General features: G+C 71.8%; 18 protein-coding genes and 1 pseudogene. 15 read left to right on the top strand and 4 right to left on the bottom strand.

Annotated elements, in window-relative coordinates; translation table 11 throughout:
* Positions 1-748: 748 nt before the first annotated feature.
* From ACIBCA_RS36765 to ACIBCA_RS36780, 4 genes are all read right to left on the bottom strand, one after another.
* Positions 749-1,369: a hypothetical protein gene (locus ACIBCA_RS36765; RefSeq protein WP_396287533.1), complete on the bottom strand. Its 621-nt coding sequence runs from the start codon at positions 1,367-1,369 to the stop codon at positions 749-751.
* Positions 1,369-3,126: an acyltransferase gene (locus ACIBCA_RS36770; protein WP_396287534.1), complete on the bottom strand. Its 1,758-nt coding sequence runs from the start codon at positions 3,124-3,126 to the stop codon at positions 1,369-1,371. The genes ACIBCA_RS36765 and ACIBCA_RS36770 overlap by 1 nt, the downstream gene beginning before the upstream one ends.
* 212 nt (positions 3,127-3,338) lie before the next feature.
* Positions 3,339-4,784: a hypothetical protein gene (locus ACIBCA_RS36775; protein WP_396287535.1), complete on the bottom strand. Its 1,446-nt coding sequence runs from the start codon at positions 4,782-4,784 to the stop codon at positions 3,339-3,341.
* Positions 4,785-5,277: 493 nt separating this feature from the next.
* Complete coding sequence (locus ACIBCA_RS36780) at positions 5,278-5,535, bottom strand: hypothetical protein (RefSeq protein ID WP_396287536.1); 258 nt, start codon at positions 5,533-5,535, stop codon at positions 5,278-5,280.
* 169 nt (positions 5,536-5,704) lie between these two features.
* Here ACIBCA_RS36780 and ACIBCA_RS36785 point away from each other — a divergent pair, with 169 nt between their 5' ends.
* From ACIBCA_RS36785 to ACIBCA_RS36855, 15 genes and pseudogenes are all read left to right on the top strand, one after another.
* On the top strand, positions 5,705-5,896 hold the full coding sequence (locus ACIBCA_RS36785; protein ID WP_396287537.1) for a hypothetical protein: 192 nt from the start codon (positions 5,705-5,707) through the stop codon (positions 5,894-5,896).
* Entirely contained in the window at positions 5,896-6,990 is a 1,095-nt protein-coding gene (locus ACIBCA_RS36790) for a hypothetical protein (RefSeq protein WP_396287538.1), read from the top strand. Before ACIBCA_RS36785 ends, ACIBCA_RS36790 begins: the two co-directional genes overlap by 1 nt.
* Positions 6,991-7,145: 155 nt before the next feature.
* Entirely contained in the window at positions 7,146-9,239 is a 2,094-nt protein-coding gene (locus tag ACIBCA_RS36795) for a hypothetical protein (RefSeq protein WP_396287539.1), read from the top strand.
* Positions 9,240-9,271: 32 nt separating this feature from the next.
* A complete protein-coding gene (locus ACIBCA_RS36800) occupies positions 9,272-11,452 on the top strand; it encodes a hypothetical protein (RefSeq protein WP_396287540.1) in 2,181 nt (726 codons plus the stop codon).
* A 246-nt stretch (positions 11,453-11,698) separates the two neighbouring features.
* Positions 11,699-12,901, top strand: coding sequence for a hypothetical protein (locus tag ACIBCA_RS36805; protein WP_396287541.1), 1,203 nt, complete (start codon positions 11,699-11,701; stop codon positions 12,899-12,901).
* A 199-nt stretch (positions 12,902-13,100) separates the two neighbouring features.
* The gene (locus ACIBCA_RS36810) at positions 13,101-13,526 is read left to right on the top strand and encodes a DUF3307 domain-containing protein (protein WP_396287542.1); all 426 of its coding nucleotides are present in this window, start codon (positions 13,101-13,103) and stop codon (positions 13,524-13,526) included.
* A gap of 2 nt (positions 13,527-13,528) precedes the next feature.
* Positions 13,529-13,874, top strand: a pseudogene (locus ACIBCA_RS36815) (RRQRL motif-containing zinc-binding protein).
* Positions 13,875-13,971: 97 nt separating this feature from the next.
* Positions 13,972-14,475, top strand: a complete 504-nt coding sequence (locus tag ACIBCA_RS36820) for a hypothetical protein (protein ID WP_396287543.1) — start codon at positions 13,972-13,974, stop codon at positions 14,473-14,475.
* 65 nt (positions 14,476-14,540) lie between these two features.
* Positions 14,541-15,530: a hypothetical protein gene (locus ACIBCA_RS36825; protein ID WP_396287544.1), complete on the top strand. Its 990-nt coding sequence runs from the start codon at positions 14,541-14,543 to the stop codon at positions 15,528-15,530.
* 587 nt (positions 15,531-16,117) lie between these two features.
* A complete protein-coding gene (locus tag ACIBCA_RS36830; RefSeq protein WP_396287545.1) occupies positions 16,118-17,560 on the top strand; it encodes a replication-relaxation family protein in 1,443 nt (480 codons plus the stop codon).
* Positions 17,561-17,745: 185 nt separating this feature from the next.
* Positions 17,746-18,942, top strand: a complete 1,197-nt coding sequence (locus ACIBCA_RS36835) for a helix-turn-helix domain-containing protein (RefSeq protein WP_396287546.1) — start codon at positions 17,746-17,748, stop codon at positions 18,940-18,942.
* 59 nt (positions 18,943-19,001) lie between these two features.
* Positions 19,002-19,238: a hypothetical protein gene (locus ACIBCA_RS36840; protein WP_396287547.1), complete on the top strand. Its 237-nt coding sequence runs from the start codon at positions 19,002-19,004 to the stop codon at positions 19,236-19,238.
* On the top strand, positions 19,235-19,453 hold the full coding sequence (locus ACIBCA_RS36845) for a hypothetical protein (protein ID WP_396287548.1): 219 nt from the start codon (positions 19,235-19,237) through the stop codon (positions 19,451-19,453). Before ACIBCA_RS36840 ends, ACIBCA_RS36845 begins: the two co-directional genes overlap by 4 nt.
* Before the next feature lie 706 nt (positions 19,454-20,159).
* Positions 20,160-21,032 carry a ParA family protein gene (locus ACIBCA_RS36850; RefSeq protein WP_396287549.1) on the top strand — a complete coding sequence of 291 codons (873 nt, stop codon included), beginning with the start codon at positions 20,160-20,162 and terminating at the stop codon, positions 21,030-21,032.
* On the top strand, positions 21,032-21,277 hold the full coding sequence (locus ACIBCA_RS36855; RefSeq protein WP_396287550.1) for a hypothetical protein: 246 nt from the start codon (positions 21,032-21,034) through the stop codon (positions 21,275-21,277). The genes ACIBCA_RS36850 and ACIBCA_RS36855 overlap by 1 nt, the downstream gene beginning before the upstream one ends.
* Positions 21,278-22,202: the final 925 nt, after the last annotated feature.

Raw genomic sequence — 22,202 nt, forward strand, 5'->3', positions numbered from 1 at the left:
GCGCGCCGTCTGCTCCGCAGACATGACGCGCCGTCACTAACGTGACGGAATGACGCTGCGTGACTCCGTCACGCAGTGACGGAGGGTGATCCCCCTCTGCTCCGCTTCGGGGGCCGGCCTCCGGCCGGGGGTCCGGGGGTGAGCTGGCCCGAGTGCTGGGGTGCCGGTCCGGGCAGGGTCCGCCGTGGTGCCTGTGGGACGGTGTTTCTGCTGTTCAGACGTGGTGCGGGTTGGGCGCACTCCGTGCGCCGGCTGACTGGGGGAGGGGGTGTCCGGGGCGTGCGGTCGGCATCCGGACGGGCACGGGCCAAGGTCCGACCCCCCGACTGCCATCACATAGTGTCACCCCAGCGAGCCCGACGCAAGCCCCCACCCGAACGTGCAGTCCTCCCAAACGAGTGGTCTAGACCCATTTCAGTGGTCTAGACCGATCCGACCCCATCCGACACCCGACAGGACCTCGGAACCATCCTGGCCCTGTATCAGGAACCCACTGTCCGGCAATCCTGCCGCAGCCCCCACACCCATCCCGGAATGCATCACACCAGCGCGCTGTGTAACGTCAGGAATTGACGCCGCCCCACACCCTGGCAAGCCATCAAGAACAACCACGCCACCCCAACCGGGGCCGTTGACGATATGACGCAGAATTCCGGTACAGCCACCACACCCAGAAATGCCACCGCCCGCCCCATGGGAATCATCCATAAAGGGCGGGCGGTGAGCGTCGGCGGGGTGTGCCGCTTCGTCAGGCGCCGAGGCCGACGTGGGAGACGTACTGGTAGGCCCCGTAGTCGGAGTCCAGCTCGCTGGTGATGTCGTCCCAGATCTCTTCGAGCCTGCCCGCGTCGCCGTCGGTGAGGGCGTCGACGGCGTCGTCCCAGATGTAGCGGACCTGGAAGGAGCGGACCCGCAGGTTGTCGCGGCGCCGGTTCTCGTCCACCACGTTCTGGTTGATGGGGTGGATCTCGATTTTGCTGCCGCGTCCGCCGCGGTTGAGGTGCTGTTTGAACGCTCCGCTGTTGGCGAGGACGTTGGCGGCGCGCAGGTTCCAGTAGGCGGTGTCGATGGCCTCGCGGGTGGCCGGCCGCGGCTGCTGCTTGCCCTTGGCCCAGGCCCGGATGGTGGCGGGGGTGGCGGTGACCCCGGCGTCGGCGAGCGCCTGGGCGCCGCCCTTGGAGGTGAGGAGGTAGCGCATCCGGGCGCCCAGGCCGCGTCGGGTGTTGACGGGGGATTTGATTCCGCCCTCGATAATCATCCGCTCCAGGGCGTCTTCCAGGGCCCGGCCGAGCGCCATGCTTCCGTGCACATTCCCGGCGTCACCATCGGCGCCGTACCGGCCGAAGTTCTTCCACCCGTCGGTCGACATTAGGCGCTCCGCTTCCGGTTGAGAGGCAGGGTGTACTGGTCCTTGAGTTTCATCTGAGTGGCGAGTCGGCCCTCCGTGAATACGGTGCGCCAGTCGGTTTCGCCGGTCACGTGCAATTCGTCGGTACCGCGCAGCCGGACAATGGTGAGGCCGCCCTTGTGGGCACGGTGCGCCTTGTACCAGAGGTTGGCGAATGCCTGGCTGCGGATGATGTGCATCCAGTCGGGTCGGCGGATGTCGCGGTTGTAGGTGGATTCGCCGATGGTGGACGCGAATTTCGCGTACATGGCCTTGACGTACTTCTCGGTGACCTGGTCACCGTCCCGGATGGCATTCTCGCGGGCCTGGGTGAGGACGCGGCGGAACTTCTCCAACAGGCCCTCACTCGCGCCGCTGGTCCAGGCCTCGGTGATGTGCGGGGCCTCGGACAGGCCGAGCTTGTGGCAGCGGGCGAGCAGCCGCACGGTGGCGCCGTCCAGGAGCACGGGGCCGGCCTCGTGCCGGTTGCCGATCGGGTCGGGCAGGGTCGGGTGCTCCCAGGTGGGGCGCTTGGGCAGCAGGTAGATCCCGGACCGCTTCGGGTCGAACCCGCCATCGGGCTGGTGGACCAGGCTGCCGATCGGCAGGTGCGCCTTGAGCGCCGAGCAGTACGCGGCGTTGGTGTCCAGGACGTCCACCGCCACCTCCGCCGGGTCACCCCTGCGGACCGCCTCCATCAGGGGGCCGTTCTCCCACTTGTGGCGCCCCTCCCAAATCTCGTCCGCGCCGTTCCGGGTTTTCTTGGAGAGGAATTCCAGCCGGTCCGGATAGACCGTGTGCTCGTACGCCGCGCCGACGCGGGTCGCGTCGAAGAGCGCCATTCCGTTCGGAATTGCCCGCTTCTCCAGCGCGGCCGAGGCGGCCTCGGTGTCGCCACCGTGCTCTTCGAGGGCCTCGTGGACGGCCGAGGTGATCAGGTCGAGGTAGTAGCCGAGGTCCCGGCCGGTGCCGGCGTACTCGCCGCGCGGCGCGGCGGCGGCGGTCGGGGCGGGGCGGGCGGCCTGGCGGGGCGGGGCGGGGGCCGCTGCCGGGACTGCCGGTGCCGGGGGCGTCGGGGCGGGCTCGGTGGCCCCGGGGGCCGGAGCGGGAGCAGCAGCCGCCGCTGGGGTCTGGGCGGGGGCGCAGAAGCCGCCCAGGTGGACGGCGCGGCCCGCGATCCGGTGGCGGACCGGTCGGCCGCAGTGCTCGCACGGCACGGCGGGGTGATCGAGCGGCAGGCCGTCCGGGCCCCGGTCATAGTCGGCGGCAGCCGCCGGGTCCTCGCCGACCGGAGCCGCGGCCGGCTCGCCGACCAGAGCCGCAGCCGGCTGTACCGGGGCGGTGGCTCGCTGGCCGGGGCGTGCCCAGCTGTCCGGGATGGGGGTCACGGGCGAATAGGGCTCGGTCCGGGTGCTTCGGCGCGGCGGCGCCTCCCGCCTCGGATGCCGTGGGGCCGGGGCGGCGAAGGTGGCCGGCACCGGTGCGGCGGCGTGGGGTGGCCAGGTCATGGCCTGGGCGGCGTGGGTGGGCCCGGCGAGCAGGTCCAGCGGCGCCATTCCCCAGTGCCGGGCCAGGGCGTCGACCTCGTCCAGGGTCCAGGACTGCGCCCCGGCCTGGCGGCGGCTGACCTTGTCCTGGGTGAGGCCGACGCCGGCGGCGAGCTGCGCCTGGCTTTCGCCGGTGCGCTGCCGGAGGGCGGCCACGGTGAGCCGCAGGGTTTCCAACGTGCTGAGTGCCATGCAAGCATCCTATCCATTTTCTATGGACATTTTCCATAGAGTTGGCACGTATTCACTGGATTGGGTGGTGTGGAGCGGGTGCGGTGCCCGGTTCGGGGCCGACCGGCCTTCCGAGTGGGGCCCTGAGGGCCTGCCGAGAGGCCCTGTGCGGCCCCGTGACGGCCGCTCAGGCCCACCCCCGCCCGATTAGACCAGGCAGGGGTGATCGCCTGTCAGAAGGGCGCTGGAGCCCCTTCCTGGCCCAGAAGCGAGGCGAACGCGGCCTCTGCCTCTGCTGCCTCCCGTGCCTCGCGGCGGCAGCGGGTGCACTGTCCTTGCAGGACGGCGGGCCGGTCGCAGCCGTCCTGGCAGCGGGGCAGGCGGGCGTCGGCCTCGGCGGTCACGCACGTCTGGCACCGGCCGCCGGCTGCCGCGGCGGTCCCGCTGCAGTCCTCGGTGCTGCACGGCCTGGAGCAGGCGTCGCACAGCACTCCGGCCACCGGCACCCGACGGCCGCACATGCCGTCCCGGCCGTCGCACTCGTGGTAGCGCGGGGCCGGAACGGCGGGCCTGGCCTGCCGCTGCTCCTGGCGCTCGGCGGCCTCCCGGGCAGCCGGGGTCACGGGCGGCTCGGCCGGGATGGCGCTGATCCAGCCGGACATGATCGCCCCGACACTCTTTTCGATCTTGTCCGGCAGCTTGGCCGAGAGCATCGACTTGAGCATCTGGCGGTCCCACCCGGCCGCGAGCAGACCGGAGACCCGGGCGCCCTGGTCTGCCAGGGGCTTGCCCGCCAGGCGCAGCTCCGGGTGTTCGACGCCGATCCGCATCAGCAGCTCGACCCCCGGGGAGGTCCAACCCGGGGCCTGCTGCGGTGCGACCGGCGCAGCCGGAGCCGCCGACCCGCCACCCGCGACCGGCCCGCCGGTCTGCTGCCGCTGCTCCTGGTCGACCTCGCCGCCGTCCGTCCGTCCGTCCGGCTGGCCGCTCTGAGCTTCGCGCGCACCACGGTCAGAGAAGGACGGACGGACGGAAGGTTCGTCGTCAGTCTCTTTTCTTTCAGTCTTTCCGTAGTTATGAGCGTCGCCTTCACCGACGGTCGGTCGACCGACCTCCGGTGAAGGCGATGTCGGTCGAGGCTCTTCTACGGGATTTTCGGCCGCATCGTCGCAGGTGGGACCGACATGCGGTTTTCCGGCGGTCGGTCGATCCGGGGCCTTCGCGGGAGTGTCAGGGGCCTTCTTTTTGGTCCTCCGCGCGACCGGCGGCAGGGACCTGCGCTCGGGGTCCGGGTCGAGCCGCGTCGGCTCCACCCGGAGGTTCTTCACCCCGCCCTGGGCGCGGATCTCGGCGGTCATCGCCGCGACGTCCTCCAGGGTGAACGGGATGCTGTCCACGGAGAACGTCGTGTACCAGGACCCGCCTCGCTTCCGGACCACCTTGCCGTCCGGACCCTCCACGTCTTCCGAGCGCGCCCGCTGGATCTTGAACTTCACGACGAGGCCGGCCTCCACCAGAGTCCGCATGGCCTCGCTCAGTGAGTCCTTGCCCTCGATGTAGGACCTGGTGAGCTTCTCCACGGTCATCTCCTCGCCGTCGCGGGCGCGGATGAGCCGGGTCAGCAGGCCGATCGCCGTGATCGACGTCAGCGTGTCGACCGCCTTGTTGTCGACCGCCACGAACCGGGGCGGCCGCGAGGTGCGCTTCCTCATCGGGCCACCGCCGATCCGGCGACGGCCACCAGGAGCAGCCCGGCCTGGACGGCGGGCGGGAGCACAGGATCGGGAACGGTGGTCGGAGGCCGGAGATCGGCAGTGTTCTGGGTCATGCACCTAGAGGCCAGAAAAACCGGTGCGGTGTGACCCATACCGGGCGGAATTGCATCTGCTACGGCGTGACCTGCGCCACAGTCCGACGGGCGGACCTGGGGGGCGGTGGTGGTGGAGACGTGCGCTGGGGCGTCCGTCTGGGTGGTGCGCGTACTCATGTGGGCCTTCCTGGGGCCTGCACCTGGTTCCGGGCTAAGTCGCCCTGGGTACACTCGGTGCTAGACCATGTGGGTCAGCGTGAAGCCCCGAAACCGGTCCGCAGCGTCAACTGCGGGAAGCACCGGCGAGGGGCTTTCTGCTGTTCGGGATCTTGGTAGTTGAGTGGTGGAGAGGCTACGCCCCGCTACGAACTCCCAGGGGCCTTCTTCGGTCGGACCTCTAGGCCGGCCTCGGTCCACCAGGCATACAGCCGGTTCACGTTGACCTTGGCGAGGGCCCGGATGCGGGAGCGCGAGGCGCCCACCGCAGCTGCGGTCACGGCCGCCTGCCGCAGCTCCTCTGTGATCTCGTCCACGCGTGCCTGGGCTTCCGCCCGTCTAGCTGCGGCTTCGGCCACCCGCCTCAGCGCTTGGGCCTGCTGCTCCTCTGGGATCTCGACCATGGACAGAGCATAGACCAAAGCCTCGGACAAGTCGCTACTTGTCTTAGTCGAGACTTCGTGTCACAGTGGGATCACTCCGGAAACGGAGCGGCCCCAAGTCGGTGGTTGGACACCGGCTCAGGGCCTTGACCAGCCCATTCCTGACTTGACACAGGGAGGCCGATCCGTCATGGATCGTACCGTCACCGGGGGCCAGACCCCCGACCAGTCCCGCGAGGCGCTCGCCGCCATCGCCGCCCAGGGCGCCGTTGCCGCGAGTGCGGCCGGCGAGGCCGCCACCAAGCTCGCCGAGGCCAGCCGCCAGCTCGCCTCGCTGTCCGAGCAGATCACCCGCCAGCTCGGCTCGACGGGTGGTGCCTGATGACCAAGTACCGCATCGAGAAGCGCCGGGTGCCGGGCGTCCACGCCGACGGCACGGCGATCACCCGCACCGAGGAGATCCGGGTGCCGGTCCTGCCCAGGGACTGGGACCAGATCGCCATCCGGACCGTGGTCGCCCTGGTGCTCGCTCTGACCCTGGTGGCCGTGACCTGGTCCACCGTCAGCATCGGCGCCCTGCTCAAGGGCGGGGTCGGCTACGCCGCAGCGTCGATCTTCGACGTGGCGTGGGCGGTCTGCCTGATCCTGGAGTGGCTGGCCCGCTACGAGCCGCAGAAGCGGCTCTTCCCCCGCCGTCTGGGCTGGGGCCTGCTGGTGGCCACCATGCTCGCCATCGGCGCGCACGGCGCCCTGATGATGCACAGCCTGGCCGCCGCGGTGATCGGCGGCGCGGTCTCGCTGTTCGCCAAGGTGCTCTGGCTCGGGGTGCTCCAGCACATCGACCGCGACCTGTCCGAGGACGACCAGGAACTCGTGCGGGTGAAGAAGAGCACCGCCTACTCCACCTTGGCGCTCACCTCGACTCGCCGCCAGGTGGCCAAGGTCGAGCAGCACGCGGCGCTGGAGCTGCTCGCGATGGAGCAGGCCGGCTACTCCTTCCCGGCCGCGCCGGTGGTCGAGCTGGTGGAGCCCGAGCCCGTGCGCACTGCCCAGACCCTGGACCGCGCGGCCGAAGCGGTCCGCACCGACTCCGAGCACGGCACCGAGGCCAGCCCCCGCACCGTCGCAGCCCTCGATGCCGCCCGCGCCGACGGATGGTCCGTCAAGGAGGTGTGGGAGGCGGCCATGGCATCCAAGGTGGCGTCCGGACATCCGGTGCAGCCCGCGTCCGCGCAGATGAACGGCCTGATTCCGGCGAAGACCATCCACGATGGCGCTGCCGGATCCGGAGACGCCGGAGACGAGCGGGTGCCCCGGCAGGGCGGGCGCCTGAGCCTGGCCGCGGCCGTGGAGTTGCTGATGGTCGACGCCGGCCTCACCGACCGGGACCAGCTCGCCTCGATGCTGCCCTCGATGGTCGGCGCGCCGTTCAAGCCCGAGTCGCTCGACCGCGAGATGCGCAAGCACCGCACCTGACGATCAGTCAGCACCAAAACTCCGGTACGGCCGTCACCCCGACGGGTGACAATCGGTACCCATCGTGATCAAGGCACTACTGCACCCGGCGGGCCTCGGTTGAAGGCCCGGCCCGCCGGGCGCACCTCCCACTCGATCAAGGAGGCACGGCCAGCATGACGACCAACCAGACCACCGTACAAACCCACGCCGCTCCGACCGGCGTCATCCAGCCGCCCGCCGCCTCGGCCCCGGCCGCTGCGCCGGTTCCGAGGCAGGCACTGCCGGCACCGGTGGAGGCGGACGGCGACTCGGTGTACGTCCCCGCCCCGCCGGTCCCCGCCACTGCGACCCCGGCAGCCCCGTCGGCCCGCCCGGAGCCGGCGCAGCGCCCCGCCGGGCGGGGCATCCCCGCCGGGCCGCTGCTGCTGTCCGTCGTGAACGGCGTCGGCCTGGCGACCAGCACCGCCCTGTACGCCGGGGGCATCCCGGCCGCCGCGACCGTCGGCACCCTGACCGCCGGAGCCGGGGCGCTGCGCACCGCCTACGCCTTCCGCCGGGTGACGAAGGGTCGGGGCCGGGGCTACGGCTACGGCGGGCTGTGGGGGCGTCGTGGCGGCCTTCTGGGCGGTGCCGGGCGCTGGGGCCGTCAGAGCGGGCGTTGGGCTGCTGGGCGGGCCGCTACGGGCTCTGGCTCGGTCGGCTCGGCGGGCGGGTCGCTGATCGGCTCCGGCGGCTCCACCGGTCGGGTGCGCAGCCCCTTGTTGGACAAGGGTGCCCGCCGGGCCGCAGCCGAGACGGCCGGCTCCGCCTCGGCCAGCTCCCCCGGCCTGGCCGCTGCGGCCGGCCGCGCCGCCGGCCCCGCCTCGGCCAGCTCCCCCGGCCTGGCCGCTGCGGCCGGCCGCGCCGCCCGTACCGCCGGTGCGGCTGGCGCAGCTGGGGGCGTCTCCCTGGGCAAGGGTGTGGCGGGTGGGTCGCCGGGCGGTCCGGCCGCGGGTGGCTCCGCCCGCCAGGGGGCCGGCCGGGCGGCCGACGGCGCGCGGCGGGCAGCTGCCCGCCGCGCCGGGCTCGGAGGGAAGGCCGCGCAGACCATCGCCGCCGCGCGCCGCCGGGCGGAGCCGATCGCCTCGCACGTCGGCAAGGCGGGCAAGGCGTTCAAGGACGGCGTGCCGCGCGGCATCGGCAAGGCCGGCAGCGGTGCGGCGAAGGCGTGGAAGGACGGCAAGCGCACCCGCCGCAACACCCGCCGCTTTTGGCGCCTCGCCCGCAAGCGCACGGTCTCGTTCGTCCTCGCCGCGGTGGCCGGCACCGTCGCCCAGGTGCTCATGCCCTGGCGCCCGGGCGTCGGCTGGCGCGTCGGGGTGCGGGTGTGGAACTGGCGCGCCAACCGTTCCCGGGCCGTCGAGGACGCCCGCGACGCCGAGAACGCCCAGGCGGACGCCAAGGACGCCGCCAAGAAGACCAAGAAGAAGCGCAAGGCGAAGGTGAACGACCCCGGCCGCGCGTCGGGACCCAAGGCGGCCGGAGCCGCCCCCACCACAGGAGGAACCGTGTCCGGAGTTGACCAGGTGTTCGCCCGCGCCGCCGAGGCCGTCGCCACCGCCTACAGCCAGTACAGCCCGCCGTCGATGATGGCGGTCGCCGCCGAGTACGAGGGCCTGCCCTCCGGCATCCGGCACGCCGCCGCCGCGGTCGCCCACCTGGCGCTCAACACCCAGGAGGTCTACCCGGCCCACGCCGCCGTCGCCGACGCCGTCACCGCCGCGTGCGCCGCGCTGCTCGACGCGGCGAAGGCCGCCGACGAGGTCGCGCCCACCTTCCGGCAGGTCCACGCGCCCGACATCGAGCGCTTCGAGGCCCCCCGCAACGGCTACTCCGGCGAGGTGATGTGGAACATCGGCGGCCGACCCGGCGACGGCGGCACCACCTACCAGTCCGTTTTCTCCCGCTCCGCCGAAGAGGTCGCCACCGTCTACGCCCAGTGGCAGCCGCAGGTGATGACCGAGGTCGGCCGCGAGTACGAAGGCCTGCCCACCGGCATCGAGCACCTGGCCACCGCCGTGAAGAACCTCGCCATCCACTCCCAGAACAGCTACCCCGTCGACCCGCAGATCGCCGAGATGGTCGGCCTGGTCCACCACCGGCTGATGCAGTCCGTCTCCGCCGCCCAGGACGTGATCCCCGTCTTCCGCCGCGTCCACGCCCCCGACCTGGCCCGCCACGAGGCACCCCGCAACGGCGCCGCCGCCGAAGCCATGTGGAACGTCTGACCGCCCGCCACCACCGAGAAGGGAGCACCACCATGGGCAAGAACAGCGCCTTCGACTGGAACGGGCGCCACACCCCCGCGTGGGCGGCGATCAACGGAGCCGGCGTCTCCGCCCTGACCGCCTCCGTCGGCTACCTCGCCGACGCCCCCCTGTGGGTCGGCCTGGCCGAAGGCGCGGCCGGCGCCGTCGCCGCGGCCGCCATCGCCACCCACCGCCGCTACAGCCCCGGCCACCGCGTCTACCGCGCCGCCACCTGGCTCGCCGCCGGCGGCTGGACCAGCTGGGCCATGGCCTCCGGCCCCTGGGCCACCTGGTGGCCCGTCACCACCCTCGCGGCCGGAGCCACCCTCGCCTGGGGCTGCTCCGCCGCCTACGAGGCGTACGAGGCCGACCTGCCCGAACGCCGCCGCCTCGAAGCCGAACAGACCAAGCGGGAAGCCACCGGCGACGCCTGGGAAGACCGCCTGCACCGCGTCTGCGGCGTCGCCGGCTGTACGGTCGCCGCCGTGGAGGAGTGGGAGACCGGCATGGGCTACACCATCGAAGTGCAGCTCCCCGAAGGCGGCACCACCGTCGACCACATCAAGCCGCACGCCCTCGCGCTGCGCTCCGACCTGCGCCTGAAGGCCGGCTGTTCCCTGGAAGTGGACCAGGGCGAGGACTACGGCACCGTCATCATCCGCGTGAACACCAAGGACGCCATCGCCGAACTGGTCCCGCTCCCGACCGACGGACTCGACACCCCGCGCACCATCAACGCGCCGTTTAGCCTCGGCGTCTTCCGCGACGGCTACGACGCCGAAGCGATGCTGCGCTACCACTGCGGCCTGATCATCGGCCAGATCGAGGGCGGCAAGACCAACCTCCTCAACGTCATCAACGCCCAGCTCCTGCGCTGCAACGACGTGCTTCTGTGGCACATCGACACCACCGGCGCCGGCATCACCCTGCCCTGGCTGCGCTCCTGGGCCCGCGAGGGCAGCGCCGACGTCCCCGTCATCGACTGGGCGGCGAACACCCCGGAAGAGGCCGTCGCCATGCTCAAGGTCGCCGTCGAGATCATCGAGGCCCGGAAGATGGGCTACCAGGACCTGATGTACCAGGTGAACGACGACAAGGTGCCTGTCGGCCCTGACCTGCCGGAAATCATCATCATCGCCGACGAGGTCGCCCAGCTCCCCGATTCCGTGCAACAGGGAATCTCCGACGTCATCAACACCGGCCGCGCCAGCGGCGTTCGCGCGGTGAATTCAGCGCTGCGTGGAACCCGCGACATGGTGACCGCCGCGATGAAGGAGATGACCCGTCTTCGGATCGCCATGCGCGTGTCCGACGAGTCCGAGTACCACCACGTTTTCTCGGACGCCCGGGGAATCAAGAAGGGCGATGCCCCGGTGCAGGGCTCCGGGTTCTTCGAATACGACAACTCGGGGCCCCGGGCCTTCAAGGCGTACCGCATCGAGCCCACCGACATCGCGCGCATTTCCCCGGCGGTCGCCAAATACCGGCCCGCGCTCGACGAGGTGAGCCTGAACATCGCCTCGGCGAACATCTACAAGCAGCGGTGGGAGCGGACCCTGCCCAAGCTCTACAAACCCGGAACCCCGCTCGCCCCTGCGGCCCAGGCCATCCTCGACCGCGCCGCCCCTGCCCCGCTGCCCACCACCCCGGCCGGCCCCATGGCCGCGACTCCGGACCCGAGCGAAGGCCTGCGCGGGATGCTGAAGAACCTCTTCCCCGCCACCGGCGGCGACCAGCCCCCGGCCCCGGCCACCCCGGCGGCCGGACAGGTGCCAGCCCAGCCCAGTCCGTCACCCGTCCCCCCGACCCCTGCGCCGCAGCCGGAACCGGTGGACCTCGCCACCCGGCAGCAGTTCGCCCAGGTGCTCGATGACGCCACCTGGCACCTCGCCCCCGTCCCCTCCGAACTCCCGCCGCCGCCCGCCCTCGGCACCGCCCAGGCACTCGCCGAGGTGACCGACCCCGTACAGCTCCGCGCCCTGGCGATCATCGCCGAGGCCGGCCCCGCCGGGATCGGCGTCACCGCCCTGGCGGACCGGCTGAGCACCGAGCCGGGCATGAGCGCACACCGCGCCACGGTGCAGCGCTGGATGACGACCTGGGCCGTAGCCGGCCACGTCGTCCGCCAGGGCAGCGGCTCCCAGGTCACCTACATCCGCCCCTGGCACGACCGCATCGGTCGCTCAGCGTGACCAGCACTGTCGCTTGTCGCCTGTAGCGATAGGCACGCGAAAGGGGGGTTCCCCGGGCCTGTACCCGGAGAACCCCCCGTCTTCTTACTTTCGCGACAGGCGACAAGCGACAGCGACAGTGACTAGCAGTGACCGACGGCCCGAACGGCAGCGTCAACCAATCCATGCAAACCGGTTGACATTGATTAGCCGTCAGGTGCAACCTGTTTACAGGCGGAGTGTCCGTCAGTGAGAGGGGAACCTGAGATGACGCAGCGTGATATTCCGGGCGGGGCGGTGGCGGTGCCGGATGTCGCCCCGGGCCGCTACCCGGCGCCGCTCGTGACCGCGGTGCCGGTGGTCGGGGTGATCTCGCCCGCCCCGACCACCGGCCGCAGCACCCCGGGGCACTACCAGCACGTGCTGCTGGACACTGCCACGGGGGAGCTGGCCTTCCACGAGTCGACCGAGCACCTGGAGCCGTGGAACCCGTCCTGGCGGGCCGTCAACGACGTGCCGCGCGAGACGTGGAAGCGCTGGCACCCCGGGACCTCCTTCAGCTTCCGGGGGCCGCACATGTGGTTCCAGCCGGTCCCGGAGGTGCTGTCCTGGACGATCGACTCCGGCGTCAAGGAACTGCCCTACCTGGACGCCGCCGCGGCCAACGCGCTGCTGGAGGAGCTGACCCCGTTCGCGCAGGCCCTGCTGAACGGCCTGTTCGAGGCGGGCGGCGAGCTGGACTGGTCCGCCGACTCCGCCCGGGCGGGCCGCAACATCGGGCGGCTGTGCTCCCGCCACCGCCAGGCCGCCGGCCCCGAGGTGGACGCCGACCTGGTCGACTACGCCGAGATCGTGCAGCGCTTCCCCCAGGTCTACCAGCCGGGCCTGCTCGGCAGGTCGCTCGACAAGCTCGCCGAGGAGTGCGAGTACATCACCCGCTACCTCGGCTTCAACGAGCGCTGGCACCCGGAGATCAAGAAGGTCTACGGCACCCCGGCGAGCGACGGCACCTGCGTCATCCTCGACGTGCTGGGGGTGCGGGCCTGGTACCGGACCCTGGTCCTGGACGGAGACCCGCGCCCCGTGCGCGACTTCGCCGACTGGGACGCCGAGCACGGCCGCCTGGCCTCCGGTGAGATCGCCTCGACCACCACCGATGACGAACTGGCGGGCTGGGCGGAGCGCGAGGAGCTGCGCGCCGGGCAGGCGGGCCTGCGCCTGCTCGGCACCCTGGAGGCCGCCGGCGCCCACCGTTCCCGGCTGCGCGAGCAGGACTGGGACCGCCTCGCGGTGGTCGGCGCCGACGTCGCCCGCCTGGAGCGGGAGTTGGGCGAGGCCCGCACCGCGCGCCTGGAGCTGGTCAACGGGGCGATCGGCTGGGGTCGGGCGGATGCGGCCATCGCCGAGCGTGCCCGGATGACCCGTCAGGCCGTCTACAAGATCCGCACCAAGACCGGCGACGAGACCTGACCACCACCACGGACCCCGACGTGGCCCGCCAGTTCGAGAACCTGCCGTTCGAGGCCGACCACATTGCCTCCGTCGCGGTCGCGGTCACCGAGGACTGACCCGGACCGCGCACAGCACGGGGCGGCCGTCATCCCGCGAAGAAGTCCGGCCGCCCCGACCCGACCCCGCCAGACAGCAACTGACCGGGAGGTCACGCACCATGTTCCCGCACTCCGCAGTGCTCGCCGCCACCGCGGCCTTCTTCCTGATGTTCATCGGGCACTTCGCCGGTGACTACCTCTTCCAGACCGACCACATGGCAGAGCACAAGGCCGCGCCCGGCCGGGACGGCTGGCACGCCAACTCCCAGCACGTCCTGATCCACCTCGCCGGGCTGTTCGGCGTCTTCACCGTCGCCCGGATCTTCCTCGACTTCGCGCCCCCGGCCTGGCCCACCCTGGCCGCCTTCGCCTGGGTGAGCCTGAGCCACGGCCTGATCGACCGGCGCTGGCCCATCACCTGGTGGATGACCCACACCCACAGTGCCGGGTTCCTCGCCCGGGGCGGCGCGCCGCTCGTGGACCAGGCCGCCCACATCGTGGTCGGGCTGTTCCCCGCGGCCGTCCTGGTCGGGTCCTGGTGCTGACGGTGTGCGCCGGCCGACACCGCCACGACCCCACCGGCCGCCACCACGGCGGCACCCCGACCTACCCCTACCGCCTCGCCCCCGCCGGGCTGCTCACCCGCCGCCAGCTCCGCGCCCGCGGGCTGCGCCCGGGAGGAACCGACCCGGTGGCCCAGATCGAGTGGCGCCGGGGCCGCAGGGTCGCCTACCTCTACCGCGCCGACCTCGCCCGGCCCGTCCGGCCGATGACCCCGGCCCGCTGGGCGGCGCACGAGCGGATGATGCTGCCCGGCCTGCCGGAAGGATGCCGGGTACGTCATTCCTCGCTCGCTGGGCACCTGCTGGCCCTGCGCCGAGAACGACCGGTGACCTGACGCTGTCCCATCTTCGCGAGCCCCCGTGCCTCCTGGCGCGGGGGCTCGTTGGTCACCCCGTGACCCGCCGCAGCCTCGGTGCAGGCCCGGCCATGCGCGCGGTCCTGGCCCCGACACTCCCCTCCGCCCGGCGCCCGCCGTGGCTCCCGGAGGACCCCGCGGCCGTCCTCGCCCGCCGCCGGCGCGACCTGGCCGCCGGCGTCGCCCGTGAGCGCGCCGAACTGCTCGACGCCGCGCGGCCCGGCCTCGATGTGCGGGCGGAGAAGGTCGCGGAGGTCGACGCCGACGAACTGCAGGAGGTCGCGGTGGTCGCCCGCGCCCTGGGCCAGGACCCGGCCGCCGCCGTCGACCGCACCGTGCGCGCCGCGCTGGAGGAACTCCAGGGGTGGGACGACGACCTCCACCGCCTGGCCTACGACCTCCACCTGGTCCACCTCTACATCGGGTTCGACCGCACGACGAACGCCCGCGGCCGGAAGCTCGACGCCGACCTGGAGGCCGCCCGCGCCGCACTGCTCGCCGAAGTCGCCCGCTACCACCACGGCGGGAGCGGCCCGAAGTCGAGCCCCCGCCGCTGGGCCCGGGGCGCAGTGTGAGCGCGTGGCCCGGGCTGGCGGCACCGGCTGAGCTGGTGTCGTTCCTCGCACGTACGATCCGGCTCATGGAAAGCCACACGCGAGTCGTCAAGGATGGGGAGGAGCCCGCCGCCGCCGGGCGGGCCTGCGAGGTGTGCGGGGAGCCGATCCGCAGCGGCGGCAAGGGGCAGCAGCCCTCCTACTGCCCGGGCCGGGCCTGTTCCTCCAAGGCGTACCGGGCCCGGCTCAGGGCGCGGCAGGACGCGGCGCTGGCCGGCTCCGTCAATGACTCGCGCGAGCCGGTGAGTTCGCTCGACGGCGCGGCGGCCCGGGAGGTCGCCCGCCTCGGCGCGCTGGTCGAACGCAAAGCTCAGGGCCTTGCCCAGACCCTGGACAAGGGGGAGGCCGGGTTGGGGCTGAACGTCGACCTCGCCTCGCTGGAACAGGTGGTGCAGGCCCTGCTGCGCCGCGCCAACCAGGCCGTCCGGCAGGTCAGGGTGCAAGGCGCCAAAGCCGACCTTGCCGCCTCGCACGAGCCTTTGGCCGCGCCCCCCGAGCAGCGCCGCCAGGAGCAGCCGGAGGTGTCCGGCGAAAGGCCGGCCGCGCTGCTGCCCGTTGTCCGGCGCCCGTCCCCGGCCCCGGCCGTCCCCCGCCCGGACAATGCCTCGCGCGAGGCGGCAAGGTCGGAACTCACCGGCCCCGGACCGGAACTCACCGCCTCGCGCGAGGCACAGCAGGAGGATGCGCAGCCCCGCATCCTGGTCCCGCCGAACCAGCGCCCCGAGCTCGGGCAGCCGCAGTTCCTGCGCGCCCTGGACGAGATCGGCGAGGGGTGGCACCTCTACCACTGGCCCAACCTGGAGACCCTGTACCTGGTCGTCCGGGACAACCGGGCGGTGGGCTGGGTGGAGCACGGCCTGTGGAACACCAGGCGCTGGGTCTCGGTGCTCATGCCCAACAGCTACGTCGCCGGCCCCGATGACGACTCCCCCCTGCTCCACACCAGCCCGGCCATGGCCGCCCGCACCGTCGCGCTGACGCTGCGCCAGCTCGCCGACGCACAGACCCGCGGCTGACCACCTGCCAGGCCCGGCCGGGCGTTCCGTTCCGGGTTCCCTTTGGGGTGCCGTTCGGGGTGCCGTTTGGGGTTCCCTTTCAGGTCCCGTTTCGGGTTCTCTTGGAACCTGCCCGGCCGGGCTCGGCGCGTACGCGCTGACCTGCTGGACCAGGGGGCGTCGGGGCCCTGCCGCGGGCGCCGACTACTTCCCTGGGAGACCGGTTGTCCCGGGAAGGCCGGCCGAACTCACCCGCCGCCAAGGTTGGTGGACAGGACCTTTCCAATGCTTCCGCAGCACCTACCGCCTCCCATGCCGAACCCCCTACCGCAAGATTTCGCCCCGGAGCGGCTAAAAGCCCAGGTCAGACCGCCTGGCAACCTCTCACCGGAAATCCCGACAACCCTTCTTTTCCTCCCCCTGTCCTTCCTGTGCTGTTGAGTGTTGGTGTTGGTGGTGGGGTGGGGGTCGGTCGGAAGGCTTCGACGTCCGCTCCCGAGCCGCTGGGGCTCTCCCTCCACCGGCCGGGCGGCCTCCCGGCGGGGCCGGGGCGCTGCGCGCGGCGAGGGGCATCGGGCGGGCGGCGGACGAGCGAGAGGGGCAGGGGTGTGGGCGAGGACCAGGCGGTGGCCGGCGCGAAGGCGTGGGCCAGGTCGGCGGACTACCCGAACGGCTCGACCAGCCGCCTGCGCGGCGACGTCCTCGCCGCGCTCGGCGTGCTGAAGGTCGCCACCGCCGACCAGCTCCAGCGGATCACCCGCCCCGGCCTCAAGAGCAACAAGGCGATCCGTGCCGCGCTGCTCGACCTCCACCTGCACGCCCTGACCGCCTCCGACGGCCACACCGCCGACCGGGAGAAACTGTGGCGGCTGACCGGCCACGGCCTGGAGGCCGCCCAGGAAGTGCTGCCCACCGGACGCGACCTCGGAGGCATCGCCCGCGGCGCCGGCCGATCCGGCGCACCCCACAGCATGATGGTCAACGAGACGATCCTGGCCGTGCTGCGCGGCGGCACCAGCCCGCTCGGCGGCCCGGGGGTCGGTGAGATCGCCGACTGGTCGACGGAAACCGTCCACGAGGTCGGCCCCAAGATGCGCGCCATCACCGACGCGGTGCTGCGCGCCCCGCAGTTCGGCCTGCCGGTGCTGCTGGTGGAGGTCGACCGGGGCACCATGACGCCGGAGACGGTGGCGGCGAAGTTCGAGCGCTACCGGCGGTTCTTCGAGCGCACGGCCAAGCGCGGGGACGAGGTCCGGCCGTACTGGCACCTGATGTACAACCACCGGCCGCAGCGGGTGCACGGCCAGGACGTGAACGCGGTCTTCCCGCCGGTCGCCATCGTCTTCGGCGGACGTCTCGGGCCGGTCGCCCTGCAGAACCGCCTGGAGGCCGTCCAGGACGCCTCCCAGCCGTTCTGGAAGCCCCGGTGGACCCGGGGCAGCGACTACGCGGACGAGCCCTACTACTGGGACTACAGCGGAAAGATCCCCGTCATCGCCACCACCCTGGAGCACCTGCGGAAGTTCGGGCTGACCGGTCCGGTCTGGCAGCGCTACGGCCACCACGGCCGCCTGGAAACCCTCGCCGACGCTCTGGCCGACCCGGACGGCTGGGAGGCGTACAGCGAGCGCCAGCACGCCCGCCAGGAGGCTGCCCGCAAGGCGCGCAAGGCCAAGGAGGACCAGGAGCACGAGCAGGACATGCAGCGCCGCCACTGCCCCACCTGCGGCCGACGCCCGGACGATCCGGCCTACCAGGACGAGTGGGACGCCAGCGCCGACGGCACGACCGAGTGCACCCCCTGCCAGGACGCCACCCTGGACAGGAACAGCGCCCAGAACGCCCAGGAGCGGGCCCAAGCGCTACGCCAGGCCGAGGCCCGGGAACGGTGCGTCACCTGCAAGACCGGCCTGCTGGAGAACAGCCTGCTGGAACACGACCCGGACGCCATCGAGTGCTGGAAGTGCCACCAGAACCGCTCGTTCGAGGGAAAACCGCCACTGCGCCGCCCGGAGGCGAAGAAGAAGCGCCGTCTGTTCAGCGGGAGCTGAACCCAGAACAGGCAAGGCTTCCAAGCTTCCAGGGTTGATTGGAAGCTTGGAAGCTTGCTTCCCGTCGGCTCGGCGAGGTGAGGTTTCACGCTGGCCGGGACGGGCCGTCACCGCGCGCCGTACGCTCGCGGTGACGGCCCAACAGGCGCAAGGGGAGACGACCCATGACGACGCTTCCGCAAGGCTTGACCACCGGTCAGCGCATCAAGGCGCTCAGGGAGCGCCGGGGCATCTCCAGGCCCGTCCTGGCGGGCCTGGTGGGCCGCTCCGAAGGCTGGCTGAAGGCCATCGAGAACGGCCGTCTCCAGACCCCGAAACTGCCGATGCTGGTGAAACTCGCCGACCACCTGAGGGTCACCGACCTGTCCGAGCTGACCGGCTCCGCCTCACTGCCACTCTCACTCTTCTCAGTGAACGAGCACCCCTCCCTGTCCGTGGTCCGCCGCGCGGTCGACTCCGCCCCCCTGACGCTCACCGACGACCAGGCGCCCAACCTGGACCACGTCGCCGCCGCCGTCGCCACCGGCTGGGCCGCAAGAGACTCCCGCGGTGACCACCGCACCGCGCTCGGCGAACTGCTGCCCGGCCTACTCACCGCCGCCTCGATCGCCGCCTCCCACCCCGAGGTGTCCGACCGGCGCCGCGCCCAGGTGCTCCACGCCAGCGCCCTGAACCTCACCCAGATGTTCTCCGCCTACCAGGCAGACGGCACCCTGGTCTGGCGCGTCGCCGAACGCGCCCTGGCCACCGCCCGATCCGCCGGCGACCCGGCCGCGATCGGACAAGCCTGCTGGTTCCTCGTCCAAGCCTTCCGCGAATCCGGCCAATGGGACAGCGCCCAGACCCTCACCGACGAGGCACTGCGCCTGCTCACCCCGCTGCGCACCGACTCCCCCGAGCTGGCCGCCGCCTGGTCCTCGATGGCCTGGCACGCCGCCATCACCCACGCCCGCGCCGGAGAGGCCGGCCTCGCGTGGGGCTGGTTCGACCGCGCCGAGGCCACCGCGCGCACCCTCCCCGCCACCTGGTGGTCCTCACCCACGTCCGCGTCCGTGCGGGCCACCGCCGTCCACGGCGTCACGATCGCCGTCGAGCTGCGCCAGCCACGCACCGCACTGCGCTGGGCCCGCCGAATCGAGCCCGCCCTGATCCCGGCCAAGCCGCGCCGCGCCCGCCACCTGGTCGAGGTCGCCCGCGCTCACGAGATGGTCGGCGACCTGGACCAGGTGGCCGGTCTGCTGACCGAGGCGGTGACCGCAGCCTCAGAAACCCCGCGCTGGAACAAGGAGACCCACGACCTGGTCCGCTCCCTGCTGACCGGGCCCGCCTCGGTCCGGCCGGCCGCCCGGGAACTGGCCGCCGCAGTGGGCGTGGCCGCATAGAAAACGGAGGGGCACAGACTGTGCCTCCCGCCCCCTGCCACGCTTTCTACGCTCGCCTGATGACCGATCAGCCCAACACCAACCCGGACGCCTTCCGGACCGCCATCGTGGCCTCGGAGCGCCTGCGCACGGCCCTCGGACAGCACCAGCTCACCCTGCCGTCCCTGCGCGGCGGCTACCCCACCCTGACCGGCGAACCGTTCGTGGAACTCGGCGGCTGCCACGCGAACGTGATCGAGCAACTCGCGGCGATCCTGGAGCGCACCGCCCCCGACCCCGGCGGGGAGGCGCGGTGAACACCACCGAGCACCGGGTGACGTACGCGAGCCACCCGAAGAACGGCACGCTGGTGCTCGACACCGCCACCGGCCGCCAAGGCACGATCGTGGCCCAGGAGATCCACACCAGCCGCTGGACCGACAAGGTCGTCCGCCGCGTGATCCACCTGCGCCCCGAAAAAGGCGGGATCGAGTGGACCACCGACCCCGGCCACCTCGAACCCGTCGCCTGACCCCGACACCCCCAGACCGTCAGACCCGCACCGCCCCCCGCCCCGGGGGCGGTTCTGCTTTTCCACCCCGCCTGCTGGAGAACAGCCTGCTGGAGCACGACCCCGAAGCGGTCGAGTGCTGGAAGTGCCACCAGAAGCGGGAGTTCGCCGGGAAGCCGCCTCTGCGCCGGCCGGAGCCCAAGCGCAAGCGGCGCCTGTTCGGCTGAGGTCAGACCCGCCCTTGCATTTTCGGGCGGGTAATCCCGCAGCACAATTCCGATCCGAGCATTTAAATTCCACGCACCCTATTCCGCGCGGCGGGAAATCAATGAAGCCGCACCGCGTGCGCGGGTCGATCCCGCCATGGCCGGCGGAACCGGCCTGCGCACGCCACCAGGGCCGGGACCGCGCCGATGCCCAGGGCGTTCGCCCGCATCCGCTCGTCCTGCCCCCGACCGCGCCCCGATCCCGTCCTCGGGCCGTCCAGCCGGCCGGGCTGAGGCGCCCCGGACAGCCCGGCCGCCCGGCCCTCTCGGCGTCCCCGCCCAGCGGCCCACGCGGGCGCCACAGCCCCCAGGGGAAGAGATGGGCGATGCTCATGCCCAGCCAGCGAGACAGGCCGCGCACGGTACCGCAACGCCCCGCGCCGCGCATGGCTCCTTGAATCCATGAATGCTTGCTGCCATTGTCCTGACCGGAAACCCTCCCCCCGGAAGGACCCCGAGCGATGCCAAACCCCGACCAGACCGACCCGCCCCAGCCCCGGCGCCCCGCACCCCACGTCGCCATCGCCAACCACAAAGGCGGCGTCGGCAAGACCGGCACCGCCCAAGGGATCATCACCGCCGCCGCGGAGGCCGGCCACCGCGTCCTGGCCGTCGACATGGACGCCCAAGGCAACCTCACCCGCCGCCTGCGCGCACTCGTCCCCGAAGCCCCGGAAGACCGCGCCGCGGCCTCCCTCGCCTCCGTCCTCCAGAACCCCGCCCTCGGCGAGATCGCCCGGATCCTCGTGCCCTGCGGCTACAGCGACCAGACCTACCGCGACCGCATCACCATCGCCCCCGCGCACCTCGACCAAGAGCTGTTGTCCCTCACCGCAGGCACCGCAGCCAGTGAGAAACGCCTGCTGCGCGCGATGCAGGGAGTCGTGGACGACTTCGACCTCATCGTCATCGACTGCCCTCCCAACCTGCTCTCCCACCAAATCGACATGGCATGGTCGGCAGCCGACGTGCTGATCCTCCCGTGCGAACCCGGATATGACTCCGTCGAGGCTGCGCGCCGAATTCACGAGCGAGTTGACCGCGACCGCCACACCCTCAACCCCGACCTGGCCGTAGCCGGAATCGTCGTCAACCGATACCGACCGAACCTGAAAATCCATCAGCAACGCGAGCAAGACATTCTGAACATCCGGGGCACAGAACATGTCTGCCCCGAAAGGATCCATGAGCTGGTGGCCCTGAAAAACCAGGAAGAACTTGCCCAACCACTGCGAGCCGATCGCACCGACGGCAAGAAAGCAGCCGACCAATTCCAGAGCGTCTACGCCTGGATGAACCAGCAGATCAAAACAGTCATGGAGAAGACCGGCTGATGCCCACGTACGAACCCGTCCCCGAGGATCGACAGCTCCCCAAGACCACCCCGCCCACGGCAGCGGCACCGGCCCCCAAGGAAGTGCCGATCGCCACAACCATCCCCTACGCTCTGCGCCGCCAACTCACGCTCGCCCTGGCCGTCCACGACACCAAGCTCAAGGACGCCGTCGCCCAGGCCCTGACCGCATGGGTAGCAGCACATCCGCCGAATCTCGCCGACACAAGCAAACAAGGATCCTAGATTCCATGCGGCGGGCAGTAGCAGGGCCACCCGTGGTGGAGTGTGCCGGCGGGGCCTGGGCAGGGCGCGCCCCCTGAGCCCCCCGCAGAGCCCGCCGCGCTCCTTCGAGCCGGGCCGCCGGCCCCGCGGCCCGACCGCTGGGTGTGCTGACGTCGTTGTGCCCGTCGCCCGTCCTATGGGTAATTTCCATGGGGCGGGCGACGGTATTTCAGCGGTGGTGGTTCTACCGGAAATTCGCGTCACATCGTCAACGGGATCGGGGCCGGACGGTGGCGCATTCCGGGATGGGCAGAGGGGTTGCGGCAGGATTGCCGGACGGTGGGTTTCTGATACAGGGTCAGGGTGTGGGGCGGCGTCAAGTCCTGTCGTTACACAGTGCGGCGGTGTGATGCATTCCGGGATGGATACGGGGGCTGCGGCAGGATTGCCGGACGGTGGGTTTCTGATACAGGGCCAGAATGGTCCGGGGAATCTATCGGGTGTCAGATGGGCCCGGTTCGGTCTAGACCAGTGATATGGGTCTAGACCACTTGTGCCGGACGGTTGCACGGTCGGGTGGGGCTTGCGCTGGGCCCGGTGTGGTGACACCATGTGATGGTTGATCGGGGTCGGATGACAGCCCTGGCCTCATCCGGATGCTGGCAGCAGACCCCGGCCACCCCCTCTCCCAGTCAGCCAGCGCACGGAGTGCGCTCAACCCGCACCACGTCTGACCAGCAGAAACGCCGCTCACGGCCACCATTTACGGGCCCGGTCCGGGCCGCCACCACGTCCCCGGGGTCACCTCGACCCGAACTCCCGGCCGGAGGCCGGCCCCGGAGCGGAGCGGAGGGGGAACACCTTCCGTCACCGCGTGACGGAGTCACGCAGCGTCATTCCGTCACGCTAGTGACGGCGCGTCATGTCTGCGGAGCAGACGGCGCGC

It is taken from the genome of Kitasatospora sp. NPDC051170, assembly GCF_044455705.1.
Classification (GTDB): Bacteria; Actinomycetota; Actinomycetes; order Streptomycetales; family Streptomycetaceae; genus Kitasatospora.